The organism is Mesorhizobium sp. M0910 (assembly GCF_040319465.1).
Taxonomy (GTDB): domain Bacteria; phylum Pseudomonadota; class Alphaproteobacteria; order Rhizobiales; family Rhizobiaceae; genus Mesorhizobium.
This window is the reverse complement of record NZ_JAMYNZ010000005.1, coordinates 81,859-98,009: the sequence shown is the minus strand read 5'-3', so window position 1 is coordinate 98,009 and position 16,151 is coordinate 81,859. Positions and strand designations below refer to the sequence as shown.

At 62.0% G+C, this 16,151-nt stretch carries 13 protein-coding genes and 1 tRNA gene; 2 read left to right on the top strand and 12 right to left on the bottom strand.

The genetic code is table 11. The annotated features are described in order from the left end of the window. Nucleotides 1–8 precede the first annotated feature (8 nt). Both rpsG and rpsL read right to left on the bottom strand, forming a co-directional pair. Nucleotides 9–479: a 30S ribosomal protein S7 gene (gene rpsG, locus NKH78_RS14135; protein ID WP_008875664.1), complete on the bottom strand. Its 471-nt coding sequence runs from the start codon at nucleotides 477–479 to the stop codon at nucleotides 9–11. A gap of 85 nt (nucleotides 480–564) precedes the next feature. Next, nucleotides 565–936: a 30S ribosomal protein S12 gene (gene rpsL / locus NKH78_RS14130; RefSeq protein ID WP_006333356.1), complete on the bottom strand. Its 372-nt coding sequence runs from the start codon at nucleotides 934–936 to the stop codon at nucleotides 565–567. Nucleotides 937–1,398: 462 nt separating this feature from the next. On the opposite strand from rpsL, the gene NKH78_RS14125 reads away from it, so the two are divergent. Together NKH78_RS14125 and NKH78_RS14120 are read left to right on the top strand one after the other, a co-directional pair. Next, a complete protein-coding gene (locus NKH78_RS14125; protein WP_254817147.1) occupies nucleotides 1,399–1,680 on the top strand; it encodes a transcriptional regulator in 282 nt (93 codons plus the stop codon). Between the two features lie 123 nt (nucleotides 1,681–1,803). Continuing rightward, a complete protein-coding gene (locus tag NKH78_RS14120) occupies nucleotides 1,804–2,733 on the top strand; it encodes a Gfo/Idh/MocA family protein (RefSeq protein WP_352741016.1) in 930 nt (309 codons plus the stop codon). Between the two features lie 48 nt (nucleotides 2,734–2,781). Here NKH78_RS14120 and NKH78_RS14115 read toward each other — a convergent pair whose 3' ends face one another. From NKH78_RS14115 to NKH78_RS14070, 10 genes are all read right to left on the bottom strand, one after another. Beyond that, the gene (locus NKH78_RS14115) at nucleotides 2,782–3,447 is read right to left on the bottom strand and encodes an O-methyltransferase (protein ID WP_352741015.1); all 666 of its coding nucleotides are present in this window, start codon (nucleotides 3,445–3,447) and stop codon (nucleotides 2,782–2,784) included. Between the two features lie 86 nt (nucleotides 3,448–3,533). After that, nucleotides 3,534–7,730 carry a DNA-directed RNA polymerase subunit beta' gene (gene rpoC, locus NKH78_RS14110; protein ID WP_352883121.1) on the bottom strand — a complete coding sequence of 1,399 codons (4,197 nt, stop codon included), beginning with the start codon at nucleotides 7,728–7,730 and terminating at the stop codon, nucleotides 3,534–3,536. A gap of 138 nt (nucleotides 7,731–7,868) precedes the next feature. Then, nucleotides 7,869–12,005, bottom strand: a complete 4,137-nt coding sequence (gene rpoB / locus NKH78_RS14105; RefSeq protein WP_352509951.1) for a DNA-directed RNA polymerase subunit beta — start codon at nucleotides 12,003–12,005, stop codon at nucleotides 7,869–7,871. A 291-nt stretch (nucleotides 12,006–12,296) separates the two neighbouring features. Further along, nucleotides 12,297–12,665, bottom strand: a complete 369-nt coding sequence (gene rplL / locus NKH78_RS14100) for a 50S ribosomal protein L7/L12 (RefSeq protein WP_352883119.1) — start codon at nucleotides 12,663–12,665, stop codon at nucleotides 12,297–12,299. A 54-nt stretch (nucleotides 12,666–12,719) separates the two neighbouring features. Further along, entirely contained in the window at nucleotides 12,720–13,238 is a 519-nt protein-coding gene (rplJ, locus tag NKH78_RS14095) for a 50S ribosomal protein L10 (protein WP_008875657.1), read from the bottom strand. A gap of 390 nt (nucleotides 13,239–13,628) precedes the next feature. Next, a complete protein-coding gene (rplA, locus tag NKH78_RS14090; protein WP_254817142.1) occupies nucleotides 13,629–14,327 on the bottom strand; it encodes a 50S ribosomal protein L1 in 699 nt (232 codons plus the stop codon). A 4-nt stretch (nucleotides 14,328–14,331) separates the two neighbouring features. Further along, the gene (gene rplK / locus NKH78_RS14085; RefSeq protein ID WP_254817141.1) at nucleotides 14,332–14,760 is read right to left on the bottom strand and encodes a 50S ribosomal protein L11; all 429 of its coding nucleotides are present in this window, start codon (nucleotides 14,758–14,760) and stop codon (nucleotides 14,332–14,334) included. A gap of 160 nt (nucleotides 14,761–14,920) precedes the next feature. Then, on the bottom strand, nucleotides 14,921–15,448 hold the full coding sequence (gene nusG / locus NKH78_RS14080; protein ID WP_006333333.1) for a transcription termination/antitermination protein NusG: 528 nt from the start codon (nucleotides 15,446–15,448) through the stop codon (nucleotides 14,921–14,923). Between the two features lie 27 nt (nucleotides 15,449–15,475). Continuing rightward, nucleotides 15,476–15,679, bottom strand: coding sequence for a preprotein translocase subunit SecE (gene secE / locus NKH78_RS14075; RefSeq protein WP_023680439.1), 204 nt, complete (start codon nucleotides 15,677–15,679; stop codon nucleotides 15,476–15,478). Nucleotides 15,680–16,042: 363 nt separating this feature from the next. Then, a tRNA-Trp gene (locus NKH78_RS14070) sits at nucleotides 16,043–16,118 on the bottom strand. Nucleotides 16,119–16,151: the final 33 nt, after the last annotated feature.

Here is a 16,151-nt window from a genome sequence, read left to right as displayed (position 1 = left end):
TTCGCGCTTTACCAGCGGTAGTGCGCGAAAGCGCGGTTGGCTTCTGCCATCTTGTGGGTGTCTTCACGCTTCTTGACGGCGGTGCCGCGGTTGTTGGCCGCGTCCATCAGCTCGCCGGAGAGGCGGTCGACCATGGTGGTCTCGTTGCGGTTGCGGGCGGCAGCGATCAGCCAGCGGATGGCCAATGCCTGCCGGCGCTCGGGGCGCACGTCGACCGGAACCTGGTAGGTGGCGCCGCCGACGCGGCGCGAACGCACTTCCACATGCGGCGCGACATTGTCGAGCGCCTGATGGAAGACGGTGACCGGCTCCTGCTTGGTCTTGGACTGAACCTGGTCGAGCGCGCCGTAGACGATGGTCTCGGCAACCGACTTCTTGCCATCATACATGACGGCATTCATGAACTTGGTGACGATCAGGTCGCCGAACTTCGGGTCCGGATTGATCTCACGCTTTTCTGCACTGTGACGACGGGACATTTTTTCTCTGCCTCAATTCTACGCGGTGGCCTGGATCCCGGATCGTCGCTTGACGCCGTCCGGAACGACCTTGGCTACGCTTCGGTCACTTCGGACGCTTGGCGCCGTATTTCGAACGGCGCTGCTTGCGGTTCTTCACGCCTTGCGTGTCGAGCACGCCGCGGATGATGTGGTAACGGACGCCCGGAAGATCCTTAACGCGGCCGCCGCGGATCATCACCACCGAGTGTTCCTGAAGGTTGTGGCCTTCGCCGGGGATGTAACCGATCACTTCAAAACCATTGGTCAGACGGATCTTGGCCACCTTGCGCAGCGCCGAGTTCGGCTTCTTCGGCGTCGTGGTGTAGACGCGCGTGCAGACGCCCCGCTTCTGCGGGTTCTGCTGCATGGCCGGGACCTTGTTGCGCTTCACCGGCGCAATGCGCGGCTTGCGGATCAGCTGGTTGACGGTAGGCATTAAACCCTCTTGTCTCTCAATTCCGTGTCTTGCCCGGTCAGGGCCGCTCAAAGCGTCATTTCCATACGCAAATTCGGGCCACAAACCGCGCCTCGCGGTCTTGCCCGAACAAATGGCAGAGGAAGCGGAAGCCGCTTCATGCACGCCGGAAATGTCTTTTCGCTCGTAAAACGAACCCTGTTTGAGGCAAACTCCAAAGCGTGTCGCTTCGGAAGCGAGAGCCTCACATCGGTTCTGACTGGGCGGCTTCTACTCGTGTGACCACTGTCCGTCAACCCCGGAGCGGCAAATATTGCGCTGAACCCGAGGTTTGGCAGCCATGCGAAAAACGCATGTAATTTTCTTGCGCCGTTTTTCAAGAGGAAGGCAGAAAGTGACCGGCTTGCGGCTGTTTCCACGCCGTGCTTCGTGCGAAAAGGCGGCATGAACAGCCCAAAACCCCTCGCCCGGAGGTACGAACCCGTGAATGACAATGAGGAGCGCCCGGTCACCATTATTACCGGCCGGGTGTGGAAGCGCAAAGGCGGCAAGCCGGAAGGCGTGCATGTGATGCTGGTCGCCCCGGACGACGATTCGGCGGTGCGCCGCGCTCTCGAATCACTTGCCGCGGAAGGTTACGCCGAGGCCGAGCTCGACCAGATCGGTGACCTGGACGGCGTGCCCGACGAGGAGCCGCATCTGTCCGCCTATCAGGGCGCGCTCGAAGGCGAAGTGTCGATCGTGACCTTCGATGTGCCGATCTGAAGAGATCTGAATCGCGGTCGATCTCACGGCCGGCGACAAAAGCCCGGCGACTTGCCCGACACAAGTTCTCTGCTAAGAAGCGACCTCTGGTAAAACCAAGCACACTCAACCTGCGGAGCTCCCATGTCCTCTAATCCCATCAAGCTCGGCATCGTCGGCGTGGGAAAGATCGTCCGCGACCAGCACCTGCCGGCCTTGGCGAAGGACCAGGATTATCGCCTGGTCGCCGCAGCGAGCCGCCACGGTAAAGTCGAAGACATCCCGAATTTCCCGACGATCGAGGCGATGCTCGACGCGGTGCCGGAGCTCGAGGCGGTGTCGCTGTGCATGCCGCCGCAGTTCCGTTATGACGCCGCACGCACGGCGCTGGTGGCGAAAAAGCATGTCTTCCTGGAAAAGCCGCCCGGCGCCACGGTCAGCGAGGTCGAGGACCTGAAGGCGCTGGCGGCAGCGAACGGCGTCTCGCTGTTCGCCAGTTGGCATTCACGCTATGCGCCGGCTGTCGAGGCCGCTCGCGCTTTCCTCGGTTCAACCAAAATCAGATCGGCCGCCATCATCTGGAAGGAAGATGTCCGCCGCTGGCATCCGAATCAGGAATGGATCTGGGCACCGGGCGGCTTCGGCGTCTTCGATCCCGGCATCAACGCACTGTCGATCGCCACCCACATCCTGCCGCCAATGTTCATCAGTTCGGCAGAGCTCGATTTTCCGGAGAACCGTGCATCCCCGGTCGCGGCCCACGTCACCTTCCGCACCTCGGATGGATTGCCGGTGACGATGGAACTCGACTGGCTTCAGACCGGCCCGCAGAGCTGGGACATCCTGGCCAAGACGGACCGGGGTAAAATGGTGCTTTCCGGCGGCGGCTCGAAGCTCGCTGTCGACGGCCGCGTCGTTCACGAGGAGCCGGAAGCGGAATACCCGATGCTTTACAGGCGCTTTGCCGAGATCGTGCGCGCGGGTACCTCCGACGTCGATCTCGCGCCCCTTCAGCACGTCGCCGACGCCTTCATGCTGGGCAAGCGCAATGTGGTGCAAGCTTTTTTCGATTGATCAGCGGGCGTCGGCCGGATCGCATGTCCGGCCACTCACCGCGCAAATTCAATTGACGATCGCTATAGCAAAGCCGTCATAGCCCTTGGCGCCAACAGTCTGGATCGCGGTGCCTTCCAGACGCTTGTCGCCGCCGATGAACGAGAACGCCGCGCGTGCCCCTTCGACATTTGCGTCACGACCATCTTCATTCACCACCGCGCCGTCACGGATGACGTTGTCGCAGACGATGACGGTCCCCGGCCTCGAAAGACGCATGGCCCACGACAGATAGTGCGGGTTGTTCGGCTTGTCGGCGTCAATGAAGATGAAGTCGAACGGCCCGGCATTCTCGGCGGCTAACGCCGCAAGCGATTGAAGCGCCGGTCCGACCCGCAGTTCTACCCGGTCCGACACCCCTGCGCGTTCAAAGTTCGACCGCGCGACACTGGCGTGGTGCGGGTCAAGCTCGAGCGTCACGACCTTGCCATCCACGGGCAACGCTCGCGCCATCCAGATTGTCGAGTAGCCGCCCAACGTGCCGATTTCGAGTACCTTCTTGGCTCCCTGCATTCGCGCAAGAAGTGACAGCAGCTTGCCTTGTGCCGGCGAAACATCGATCGCCGGCAGGCCGTGGTCATGGTTGGCCGCCAGAACGGCATCGAGGGCGGGATCCGCATCGAAAAGAGCCTCGACAATGTAGTCGTCGACAGAAGCCCAGGTCTTCATGTTCATCGTTTTCTTCTCCGATCCGATTGGAGAACCAAAATGCGAAAAGGGGCCACTTGGGGCCCCTTTTCTATCTTCTCTTTCTTGCGCGCTTACTGCGCGGCGGAAGCCATGTCGGTCAGCATCGGCTCGGCGACCTCGACGCCGGACGCCTTGCGGCGCTCGTCGATGATCAGCTCGTCGCGCGAGGTGGCGATGCGCCGGATCTGGCTCATCGTGCCGCCGGTGCCGGCCGGGATCAGCCGGCCAACGATGACGTTTTCCTTCAGGCCCTGCAGCATGTCGGTCTTGCCGGCAACCGCAGCTTCGGTCAGCACCCTCGTCGTCTCCTGGAAGGAGGCGGCCGAGATGAAGGACGGCGTCTGCAGCGAGGCCTTGGTGATGCCGAGCAACACCGGCTGGCCTTCTGCCGGCTTCTTGCCTTCCTCGACCAGGCGCTCGTTGACCTCTTCCAGTTCGATCACGTCGACGTGGTCGCCCGGAATGTAGGTCGAATCGCCCTGCGTGGTGATCTCGACCTTCTGCAGCATCTGGCGAACGATCACCTCGATGTGCTTGTCGTTGATCGACACGCCCTGCAGTCGGTAGACCTCCTGGATCTCGTTGACGAGGTAGGAGGCAAGCGCCTCCACGCCCTTGATCGCCAGGATGTCATGCGGCGCCGGATTGCCGTCGAGGATATAGTCGCCCTTCTCGATGACGTCGCCGTCCTGGAGATGGAACGGCTTGCCCTTCGGGATCAGGTATTCGACCGGCTCAAGCGTCGAGTCATGCGGCTCGATGATGATGCGGCGCTTGTTCTTGTAGTCGCGGCCGAAGCGGATCGTGCCATCGATCTCGGCGATGATGGCGTGATCCTTCGGACGGCGTGCCTCGAACAGTTCGGCCACACGCGGCAGACCACCGGTGATATCCTTGGTCTTGGCACTTTCCATCGGGATACGCGCCAGCACGTCGCCGGGGCGAACCTGTGCACCCGGCTCGACCGAAAGAATGGCCTCGACCGAGAGCAGGAAGCGGGCGTCACCGCCCTTCGACAGCTTGCCGACCTTGCCCTTGGCATCCTGGACGACGATCGCCGGCTTGAGATCGTTGCCGCGTGGCGTCGAACGCCAGTCGATGACCTCGCGCTTGGTGATGCCGGTCGATTCGTCGGCGGTTTCCTGAACGGAAATGCCATCGACCAGATCCTCGAACGCTACCCTGCCCTCGATTTCGGTGAGGATCGGGCGGGTATAAGGATCCCACTCGGCGATACGCTGGCCGCGTTTCACTTTGTCGCCATCGTCGACGAAGATGCGCGAACCGTAGGTGACGCGGTGCGTGGCGCGTTCCTTGCCGGCTTCGTCGAGGATCAGCACCGCCATGTTGCGGCCCATGACCATCAGCTGGCCGTCGGAGTTGCGCACCACGTTGCGGTTGCGGATCTCGACCTTGCCCTCATAGGAGGCTTCAAGGAACGAGGAATCCACCACCTGCGCCGTGCCGCCCATGTGGAAGGTACGCATGGTGAGCTGAGTGCCCGGCTCGCCGATCGACTGCGCCGCGATGACGCCGACAGCCTCGCCCTGGTTGACGGGAGTGCCGCGGGCCAGATCGCGTCCGTAGCAGACCGCGCAGATGCCGACCCTGACCTCGCAGGTCAGCGCCGAACGGATGCGGACCGACTGCACGCCAGCCTTTTCGATCAGTTCCACGTCACGCTCGTCCATCAGTGTTCCGGCCTTGACCAGAACCTCGCCGGTGACCGGGTGGGTGATGTCGTCGAGCGAGGTGCGGCCGAGAACGCGCTGACCAACCGAAGCGACGACCTGACCGGCATCGACGATCGGCTGCATGGTGAGGCCCTTGTCGGTGCCGCAGTCGAGCGAATTGACGATGCAGTCCTGCGCCACGTCGACGAGACGACGCGTCAGGTAACCCGAGTTCGCCGTCTTCAAGGCGGTGTCGGCCAGACCCTTGCGGGCGCCGTGGGTCGAGTTGAAGTACTCGAGCACGGTGAGGCCTTCCTTGAAGTTCGAGATGATCGGCGTCTCGATGATTTCACCGCTAGGCTTGGCCATCAGGCCGCGCATGCCGGCGAGCTGGCGCATCTGAGTGGGCGAGCCGCGCGCACCGGAGTGCGACATCATATAGATCGAGTTCATCGGCTTCTGACGGCCGTTGTCCTCGAACTCGACCGCCTTGATGCGGGCCATCATTTCGTCGGCGACCTTTTCCGAGCACTTGGCCCAGGCGTCGACGACCTTGTTGTACTTCTCGCCCTGGGTGATCAGGCCGTCATTGTACTGCTGCTCGTACTCCTTGGCCAAAGCCTCGGTGTCGGAGACCAGCTTGATCTTGGCGTCCGGGATCAGCATGTCGTCCTTGCCGAACGAAATGCCGGCACGGCAGGCGTGGCTGAAGCCGAGAGCCATGATGCGATCGCAGAAAATGACCGTCTCCTTCTGACCGCAATGGCGGTAGACGGTGTCGATCATCTTGGAGATGTTCTTCTTGGTCATCTCCTGATTGGCGGTCTCGTACGGCACATTGTGGTTCTTCGGCAGAAGTTCGCCGATGATCATGCGGCCAGGCGTAGTGTCGTAGATCTTCGACACGACCTTGCCGTCGGCGTCGACCGTACGGAAGCGCCCCTTGATCTTGGCATGCAGCGTCACCGCCTTGGTCTCGAGCGCGTGCTGGAGCTCGCCCATGTCGGCAAACACCATGCCCTCGCCCGGCTCATTCTGGTTGACGATCGAGAGATAGTAGAGACCGAGAACCATGTCCTGCGACGGCACGATGATCGGCGCACCGGAAGCCGGGTGCAGGATGTTGTTGGTCGACATCATCAGCACGCGGGCTTCGAGCTGCGCTTCCAGCGACAGCGGCACGTGGACCGCCATCTGGTCGCCGTCGAAGTCGGCGTTGAAGGCCGTGCAGACCAGCGGGTGAAGCTGGATCGCCTTGCCTTCGATCAGGATCGGCTCGAACGCCTGGATGCCGAGGCGGTGCAGCGTCGGCGCGCGGTTCAACAGCACCGGATGCTCGCGGATGACCTCGTCGAGGATATCCCAGACCTCCGGACGCTCCTTCTCGACCAACTTCTTCGCTTGCTTGACGGTCGAGGAGTAACCCTTGGCGTCGAGACGGGCGTAGATGAAGGGCTTGAAAAGTTCGAGCGCCATCTTCTTCGGCAGGCCGCACTGGTGCAGCTTGAGCTCCGGACCGGTGACGATGACCGAGCGGCCGGAATAGTCGACGCGCTTGCCGAGCAGGTTCTGGCGGAACCGGCCCTGCTTGCCCTTCAGCATGTCGGACAGCGACTTCAGCGGACGCTTGTTGGCGCCGGTGATGACGCGGCCGCGACGGCCGTTGTCGAACAGTGCATCGACGGCTTCCTGCAGCATGCGCTTTTCATTGCGCACGATGATGCCGGGCGCGCGCAGCTCGATCAGCCGCTTCAAGCGGTTGTTGCGGTTGATGACGCGGCGATAAAGGTCGTTCAGGTCGGACGTGGCGAAACGGCCGCCGTCCAGCGGAACAAGCGGACGCAGGTCCGGCGGAATCACCGGAACCACCTTCATGATCATCCATTCCGGACGGTTGCCGGATTCCATGAAGTTCTCGACGACCTTGAGCCGCTTCAGGTACTTCTTCTGCATGAGCTCGGAGGTGGTCGAAGCCAGTTCCGAACGCAGATCGCCGGCGATCTTCTCGAGGTCCATGCCGGCCAGAAGGTCGTGGATCGCCTCGGCGCCGATCATGGCGGTGAACGAGTCCTCGCCATACTCGTCGACGGCCATCATGTACTCTTCCTCGCTGAGCAGCTGGTGCTCCTTCAGCGCGGTGAGGCCGGGTTCGGTGACGATGTAGTTCTCGAAGTAGAGGACCCGCTCAATGTCCTTCAGCGTCATGTCGAGCAGCGTGCCGATGCGCGACGGCAGCGACTTCAGGAACCAGATATGGGCGACCGGTGCCGCCAGTTCGATATGGCCCATGCGCTCGCGGCGGACGCGCGACAGCGTGACTTCGACGCCGCACTTCTCGCAGATGACGCCCTTGTACTTCATGCGCTTGTACTTGCCGCACAGGCACTCATAGTCCTTGATCGGACCAAAAATGCGCGCGCAGAACAGACCGTCACGCTCCGGCTTGAAGGTGCGGTAGTTGATGGTCTCCGGCTTCTTGATCTCGCCGAACGACCAGGACAGAATCTTCTCAGGGCTGGCAAGCGAGATCCTGATGGAATCGAACACCTGCGCGGGCGCCTGGGGATTGAAGAGATTCATGACCTCTTGGTTCATGCCGTTCTCCTTTTCGGGGTCCTCGAAACCCCTTGCATCTAGCGCGGGCCAAACGCCCGCCGACTTGATCGGCCATCGGCCGAAGAATTTGGGTGCGCCCCGGTCGCGAGAGCCCTCTCCCGCGACCGAGCGTCTTGCTTATTCGGCCGCGTCGGGCAGCCGGATCGGGTTGTCGTCGAGTTTGGTGTTCTCCAGCTCGACATTGAGGCCGAGAGACCGCATTTCCTTGACGAGAACGTTGAAGCTCTCGGGGATGCCGGCTTCGAAGGTGTCGTCGCCTCTGACGATCGCCTCGTAGACCTTGGTGCGGCCGGCGACGTCGTCCGACTTCACCGTCAGCATCTCCTGCAGCGTGTAGGCGGCGCCGTATGCTTCGAGCGCCCAGACCTCCATCTCGCCGAAGCGCTGGCCACCGAACTGCGCCTTGCCGCCCAGCGGCTGCTGGGTAACGAGCGAGTACGGCCCGATCGAACGCGCGTGGATCTTGTCGTCCACAAGGTGGTGAAGCTTGAGCATATATATATAGCCCATCGTCACTTTGCGATCGAACGGCTCGCCGGTGCGTCCGTCATAGAGCTGCGACTGACCGCTGGTGTGCAGGCCCGCCTGCTCCAGCATGATGTTAATGTCGGCCTCGTGCGCGCCGTCGAACACCGGTGTCGCGATGGAGACGCCGCGGCGCATCTGCTCGCTGAGGCGAATGATGCTCTCGTCGTCATATTCGCGGATCGGCTCGTTGCGGTCGTTGGCCGGCATGAAGCTCTCGAGCGTCTTGCGCAGCGGCTTGATGTCGCCCGCAGTCTTGTACGCGTCGATCAGATCGCCAATCTTCTTGCCCATTCCGGCGCAAGCCCAGCCCAGATGCGTTTCCAGGATCTGGCCGACATTCATGCGCGACGGCACACCCAGCGGGTTGAGCACGATATCGGCATGCGTGCCGTCCTCGAGGAAAGGCATGTCCTCGACCGGAACGATCCGCGACACGACACCCTTGTTGCCGTGCCGGCCGGCCATCTTGTCGCCGGGCTGCATCTTGCGCTTCACGGCCACGAAGACCTTGACCATCTTCATGACGCCCGGAGGCATTTCGTCGCCGCGCTGCACCTTCTCGACCTTGTCCATGAAGCGCTGCTCGAGCGCCTTCTTGGAATCGTCGTACTGGCCACGCAGGGCTTCCAGCTCGCTCTGGAGCTTTTCGTTCTCCACGGCAAACTGCCACCACTGCGAACGCGGATACTCGTCCAGCGTGTCCTTCGACAGCTTCGAGCCCTTCTTGAAGCCCTTCGGCCCGGCAATCGCTTCCTTGCCGACAAGAACGTCGGAAAGGCGCGAATAGACGTTGCGGTCGAGGATCGCCTGCTCGTCGTCGCGGTCCTTGGCGAGGCGTTCGATCTCCTCGCGCTCGATCGCCATGGCGCGCTCGTCCTTCTCGACGCCGTGGCGGTTGAAGACACGCACTTCGACGACGGTCCCGAAGGTTCCCGGAGGCATGCGCATCGAGGTGTCGCGCACGTCCGAGGCCTTTTCACCGAAGATGGCGCGCAGCAGCTTTTCTTCCGGCGTCATCGGGCTTTCGCCCTTCGGCGTGATCTTGCCGACCAGGATGTCGCCCGGCTGCACTTCCGCACCGATGTAGACGATGCCGGCCTCATCGAGGTTCTTCAGCGCTTCTTCCGAGACGTTCGGGATATCGCGCGTGATCTCCTCCGGCCCGAGCTTGGTGTCGCGGGCCATGACTTCGAACTCCTCGATGTGGATCGAGGTGAAGACGTCGTCGGCGACGATGCGCTCGGACAGAAGGATGGAATCCTCGTAGTTGTAGCCGTTCCACGGCATGAACGCGACCAGCACGTTCCGGCCGAGGGCCAGATCGCCGAGCTCGGTCGACGGGCCGTCGGCAATGATGTCGCCCTTGTTGACCCGGTCGCCCATGCGCACCAGCGGACGCTGGTTGATGCAGGTGTTCTGGTTCGAACGCTGGAACTTCATCAGCCGGTAGATATCGACGCCGGACTTGCCGGGATCGAGATCTTCCGTGGCGCGGATGACGATACGCGTCGCGTCCACCTGGTCGACGATGCCGCCGCGGCGGGCGCCGATGGCGGCGCCCGAGTCACGGGCGACGATCGGCTCCATGCCAGTGCCGACGAACGGCGCTTCGGCGCGCACCAGCGGCACGGCCTGACGCTGCATATTCGAGCCCATCAGCGCACGGTTGGCGTCGTCGTTCTCGAGGAACGGGATCAGGGCCGCGGCCACCGACACCATCTGCTTCGGCGATACGTCCATCAGATCGACGTTTTCGCGCGGCGCCATCATCACTTCGCCGGCGTTGCGGCAAATGACGAATTCGTCGACGAAATGACCATTCTTGTCGAGCTCGGCATTGGCCTGCGCGACGTGGTGCTTGGCCTCTTCCATAGCCGACAGGTAAACGACCTCATTGGTCAGCTTGCCATTGACGATCTTGCGGTACGGGCTCTCGATGAAGCCGTATTTGTTGACCCGCGCGAAGGTCGCCAGCGAGTTGATCAGGCCGATATTCGGGCCTTCCGGCGTCTCGATCGGGCAGATGCGACCGTAATGCGTCGGATGCACGTCGCGCACTTCGAAACCGGCACGCTCGCGGGTCAGACCGCCCGGTCCAAGCGCCGAAAGACGGCGCTTGTGGGTGATCTCCGACAGCGGGTTGGTCTGATCCATGAACTGCGACAGCTGCGAGGAACCGAAGAACTCGCGCACGGCGGCAGCCGCCGGCTTGGCGTTGATCAGGTCCTGCGGCATCACCGTGTCGATCTCGATCGAGGACATGCGTTCCTTGATCGCGCGCTCCATGCGCAGCAGCCCGACGCGGTACTGGTTCTCCATCAGCTCGCCGACCGAGCGCACGCGGCGATTGCCGAGATTGTCGATGTCGTCGATCTCGCCCTTGCCGTCGCGCAGTTCGACCAGCGTCTTGACCACGGCCAGGATGTCCTCTTTGCGCAGCACGCGCACGGTGTCCTCGGCCTTGAGCTCGAGGCGCATGTTCATCTTGACGCGGCCGACGGCCGACAAGTCGTAGCGCTCGCTGTCGAAGAACAGCGAGTTGAACATGGCTTCGGCGGTCTCGAGCGTCGGCGGCTCGCCCGGGCGCATGACACGATAGATGTCGAACAGTGCGTCCTGGCGGCTCTCGTTCTTGTCGACGTTGAGCGTGTTGCGGATATAGGCGCCGACGTTGACATGGTCGATGTCGAGAACCTTGATCTCGTCCTCGCCGGTGCCGAGCAGCACTTTCAGCGTCTTTTCGTCGATCTCGTCGCCGGCTTCGAGGAATATCTCACCGGTCGCATAGTTGACGATATCCTCGGCGAGATAGTTGCCGAGCAGATCCTCGTCGGTCGCCTTGATCGCCTTGAGACCCTTTTCGCCAAGCGCCCTGGCCTGGCGGGCAGTGATCTTCTTGCCGGCCTCGACGACGACCTCGCCGGTGTCGGCGTCAACCAGGTCACCAACGGCCTTGAGGCCGCGGAAACGCTCGACGTTGAACGGGATACGCCAATGGTCGCCGGCGCGCTTGTAGGTGATCTTGTTGTAGAAGGTCGACAGGATCTCTTCGCCGTCCATGCCGAGCGCCATCAGCAGCGACGTGACCGGAATCTTGCGGCGGCGGTCGATACGGGCGTGCACGACGTCCTTGCTATCGAACTCGATGTCGAGCCATGAGCCGCGATAGGGAATAACGCGCGCGGCAAACAGAAGCTTGCCGGACGAGTGCGACTTGCCCTTGTCATGGTCGAAGAAGACGCCCGGCGAACGGTGCATCTGCGAGACGATGACGCGCTCGGTGCCGTTGACGATGAAGGTGCCGTTCAAGGTCATGAGCGGCATGTCGCCCATGTAAACGTCCTGCTCCTTGATGTCCTTGATCGACTTCGCGCCGGTATCCTCGTCGATATCGAACACGATGAGGCGCAGCGTCACCTTGAGCGGCGCCGCGTAGGTCAGGTCGCGCTGACGGCATTCGTCAACGTCGAATTTCGGTCCCTCGAACTCGTACTTCACGAATTCCAGCATCGAGGAGCCGGAAAAATCGGAAATCGGGAAGACCGACTTGAAAACTGCCTGCAGCCCCTCGTCAGGACGCCCGCCCTTGGGCTCCTCCACCATCAGGAACTGGTCATAGGATGCCTTCTGAACCTCGATCAGGTTCGGCATCTCCGCAACTTCCGGGATCTTTCCGAAAAACTTGCGTACGCGTCTGCGGCCATTGAAAGTCTGGGTCTGGGCCATCGTCGCTCCTTAGCTCAATTCTCGGGACGAGCCTCGCCGCGGCTCGCCTTGCATCTCGGGCCACCTTGGCGGCCCTGTCTTGTTGCCCGCCGCCTGTCGGCGGCTTCTTGTCTTTTCACCCACCACCAATTGGCGGTGGGCCAGAAACGGGAGAAAACCCGTTTCCTGAAGGCCGGTTTGCGGCCCTCAGGAAAGAGGTTTTCGCACTCTTCGCGCTATGAGCCTCCCCTAGACGTGATGGGAGTGGCGGGCGGCGCGCCGCCCGGCGCCCGGTCTAAAAGCGTTCTTTAGTTAAACCGTGGCGCCGGCTGCTTCCAGCTGGGCCTTGAACTTGTCCGCGTCGGCCTTGGAAACGCCTTCCTTGACCGGCTTCGGAGCCGCCTCGACCAGGTCCTTGGCTTCCTTGAGGCCAAGACCGGTGATGGCGCGAACTTCCTTGATGACGTTGATCTTCTGAGCGCCTGCCTCGGTGAGGACGACGTCGAATTCCGTCTTTTCCTCGACAGGAGCAGCAGCGGCCGCAGCGCCGCCGGCAGCGGCAACCGCCACCGGAGCAGCGGCGGAAACGCCCCACTTTTCTTCAAGAAGCTTCGACAGCTCGGCCGCCTCGAGGACGGTCAGCTTCGAAAGGTCGTCTACGATCTTTGCCAGATCAGCCATTGCAATGTTCCTTCATAAGGTTCGAACGTGTGTTTGTGATAGCGAGGAACGGCCTCATGCCGCCTCGTCCTTCCGGGCGTAAGCGCCGATGACGCGCGCGACCGAGGCCGCAGGCGCATTGACGATCTGGGCGATCCGGGTTGCCGGCGTGGCGATCATGCCAACCAGCCTGGCGCGCAGCTCATCGAGCGACGGGAGTGTGGCGAGTGCCTTCACACCGTCGGCGTTGAGCGAGGTGGTGCCCATTGCGCCACCGAGAATGACGAGCTTGTCATTTCCCTTGGCGAAATCGGACGCGACCTTCGGCGCCGCAATCGGATCCTCCGAATAGGCGATCAGCGTCTGTCCCTTGAACAGCTCGATGATCGATGCGGAGTCCGTGCCCTGAAGAGCGATTTTGGCGAGACGGTTCTTCGCGACTTTGACGGTGCCACCGGCGGCGCGCATTTTCGACCGAAGGTCGTTCATTTGCGCGACGGTGATACCGGCGTAGTGGGCCACGACGACTGAACCAGCGCTTGAAAACGCATCATTCAGCCCCGTGACGAGTTCGCGTTTTTCCGCTCTGTCCACTGCCTATCTCCAGTTGACCCCTGCCCTCTACGAAGGACAGGCGTCGGGTTGCCTTTTGCCGGCCGGGCCATCCAGTAACGGATCTCCCGAACGACGCTCGAGGATCCTGCCCCCTTTCGCCACACCTGCCGGCTAGCCGGACGGTGCGCAGACAAAAGGCAAACACGGTTCGAACCTTTCATTGGAGCTTTCGCCCCTTTGTCCGGTCTTCACCCGTCTCATGCAGGCCCACATGAATTAAGGCCCACATCACCTAAGGCTTGGGGCCGCCTGCAATCTCGGACAGGATGTCCGGAAGCCTTTCGACTTCCGGTACCGGGCCACCGACAGGTCGGAGGCCCGGAATTCTTTCACGGATCAGCGTTTTAGCGGCCGATCCAATTGTTCGTATCAGGACGCTGCGAGCGTCGAGACATCGAGCTTGAGGCCCGGGCCCATCGTCGAGGTGACCGACACCTTCTTGACGTAGTTGCCCTTGGCCCCAGCCGGCTTTGCCCTGGTCACCGCGTCTGCGAAGGCGCGGACGTTTTCTTCCAGCGCCTTGACGTCGAACGACACCTTGCCGACGCCGGCATGAACGATGCCGGCCTTCTCGACGCGGAACTCGACGGCGCCGCCCTTCGATGCCTTGACAGCGGCGGCAACGTCAGTGGTGACGGTGCCGACCTTCGGGTTCGGCATCATGCCGCGCGGACCGAGCACTTTGCCGAGACGGCCGACCAGCGGCATCATGTCCGGCGTGGCGATGCAACGGTCAAAGTCGATCGTGCCCTTCTGGACGATGTCGACCAGGTCCTCGGCTCCGACGATGTCGGCGCCGGCGGCCTTGGCCTCTTCGGCCTTGTCGCCGCGCGCGAACACGGCGACGCGAACGCTGCGGCCGGTGCCGTTCGGCAGATTGACCACGCCGCGGACCATCTGGTCGGCATGGCGGGGATCGACGCCGAGGTTCATCGCGACCTCGACGGTCTCATCAAACTTCACCGAGGAGCGATCCTTGAGCAGCTTCAGCGCCTCACCCAAAGCGTAAGCCTTGTTGGGATCGATGCCTTCGCGGGTCTTCGATACACGCTTTGCAATCTTTGCCATGATCTCAGCCCACCACTTCCAGACCCATCGAGCGGGCGGAGCCCTCGACCATGCGCATGGCCGCCTCGACGTCGTTTGCGTTCAGATCCTTCATCTTCTGCTCGGCGATGGCGCGCACCTTGTCGCGGCCGATCGTACCGGCCTTGAGCTTGCCCGGCTCCTTGGAACCCGACTTCAGGTTGGCGGCCTTCTTCAGGAAATAGCTCACCGGCGGCGTCTTCATGACAAAGGTGAACGACTTGTCCTGGTAGTAGGTGATGACGACCGGAACCGGCGAACCCTTTTCCATTTCCTGGGTCTGCGCGTTGAACGCCTTGCAGAACTCCATGATGTTGATGCCACGCTGACCAAGCGCCGGGCCGATCGGGGGCGACGGCGTGGCCGATCCCGCGGAAACCTGGAGCTTGAGCTGGCCTGCAATCTTCTTAGCCATCTCTCTTCCTGCCTTTTCTCATGCCGGTCTTGCCGGCGGTTGCAGTCTGGTGGTGCGGTCCGCGCGGCCGGCTAAAGCCGCATTCGCCTCCCACCCGTTTTTGGCCGCGCGATCTCCGCGCCGCCTTCCCTGCCGCCGAAACCGGTGCAGGGATTTCGGATCAGCCCTTCTCGACCTGTCCGAATTCCAGATCGACCGGCACGGCGCGCCCGAAGATCGATACTTCCACCTTGAGCCGCGCCCGCTCTTCGTCCACTTCCTGGACGAAACCGTTGAACGACGCGAATGGTCCATCCGAAACGCGGATCGCTTCGCCGATCTCGAACGTCACCGACGGCTTCGGCCGCTCGACGCCTTCCTGAACCTGGTTCAGGATACGCTGGGCTTCGGCTTCGGTGATCGGCACCGGCTTGGAGTCGCCCAGGAAACCGGTGACCTTCGGCGTGTTCTTGACGAGCGAGAACACGGCATCGGTCAGATTGGCTTTCAGCAGCACATAGCCCGGAAAGAACTTGCGCTCGGCATCGACCTTGCGGCCGCGGCGGATCTCGACGACCTTCTCGGTCGGCACCACGATCTGCTCGATGTCGGCGGACAGGCCCTTCTGCTTGGCCTTGTTCTCGATGTCCTCGGCGACCTTCTTTTCAAAGTTCGAGTAGGCGTGGACGATGTACCACCGCGCGGTCATTTCAAGACTTCTCCGTAATCGCCGGACTTACTGTCCGAGGCCGAGGATTTTTTCGACCGCAAAGCCCATGGCCACGTCTGCGGTAAAGAAAAAGATCATCGCGATGACCGCGAACACAAGGACCATCACCGTCGAGATCATCGTTTCGCGCCGCGACGGCCAAGTGACCTTGGCGGTCTCCGCGCGAACCTGCTGGAGAAAGGTGAAAGGATTTGTGGTTTTCGAAGCCATATGCCGCTCTGTCTGCAAGACCCGTTGGCCGGGTCTCCTGGATGATCCCGCTGGCCGGGACGTGCCGCTTGAGCGTGCGTTCGCGCCGAATCAGCGCAATCATTTCGCCCATGCAAATCAGACGCGTAAAGCCGGCTTCCCAGCTCCACGCGTCGCGTGTCTGTTTCGTCTACATAAAACCGATTCTTGATCCACGCAAGTGGCAAGTGTCCGCTTTATGCCCAAACGCCGCCTCGGAACCATCCAGTCGTTCCGTCCCGGCTATGCGGCCCTTATGCCGCAACTTATGCTATATGGCAAGTCACAAGCCGGTTTTCAAAGGCCGCACTGCAAAAGAATCGTTTTAGGTATCCATTCGAAGAATGGCACGGGCAGCAGGGCTCGAACCTACGACCTGCGGTTTTGGAGACCGCCGCTCTACCAACTGAGCTATGCCCGTATGCGCATGTCGGCGCAGCAGGCGCTTCCTAAA

Coding starts and splice junctions, on each gene's coding strand:
- rpsG (WP_008875664.1), bottom strand. CDS start 479: ATGTCCCGTCGTCACAGTGCAGAAAAGCGTGAGATCAATCCGGACCCG.
- rpsL (WP_006333356.1), bottom strand. CDS start 936: ATGCCTACCGTCAACCAGCTGATCCGCAAGCCGCGCATTGCGCCGGTG.
- NKH78_RS14120 (WP_352741016.1), top strand. CDS start 1,804: ATGTCCTCTAATCCCATCAAGCTCGGCATCGTCGGCGTGGGAAAGATC.
- NKH78_RS14115 (WP_352741015.1), bottom strand. CDS start 3,447: ATGAACATGAAGACCTGGGCTTCTGTCGACGACTACATTGTCGAGGCT.
- rpoC (WP_352883121.1), bottom strand. CDS start 7,730: ATGAACCAAGAGGTCATGAATCTCTTCAATCCCCAGGCGCCCGCGCAG.
- rpoB (WP_352509951.1), bottom strand. CDS start 12,005: ATGGCCCAGACCCAGACTTTCAATGGCCGCAGACGCGTACGCAAGTTT.
- rplL (WP_352883119.1), bottom strand. CDS start 12,665: ATGGCTGATCTGGCAAAGATCGTAGACGACCTTTCGAAGCTGACCGTC.
- rplA (WP_254817142.1), bottom strand. CDS start 14,327: ATGGCAAAGATTGCAAAGCGTGTATCGAAGACCCGCGAAGGCATCGAT.
- rplK (WP_254817141.1), bottom strand. CDS start 14,760: ATGGCTAAGAAGATTGCAGGCCAGCTCAAGCTCCAGGTTTCCGCGGGA.
- nusG (WP_006333333.1), bottom strand. CDS start 15,448: ATGACCGCGCGGTGGTACATCGTCCACGCCTACTCGAACTTTGAAAAG.
- secE (WP_023680439.1), bottom strand. CDS start 15,679: ATGGCTTCGAAAACCACAAATCCTTTCACCTTTCTCCAGCAGGTTCGC.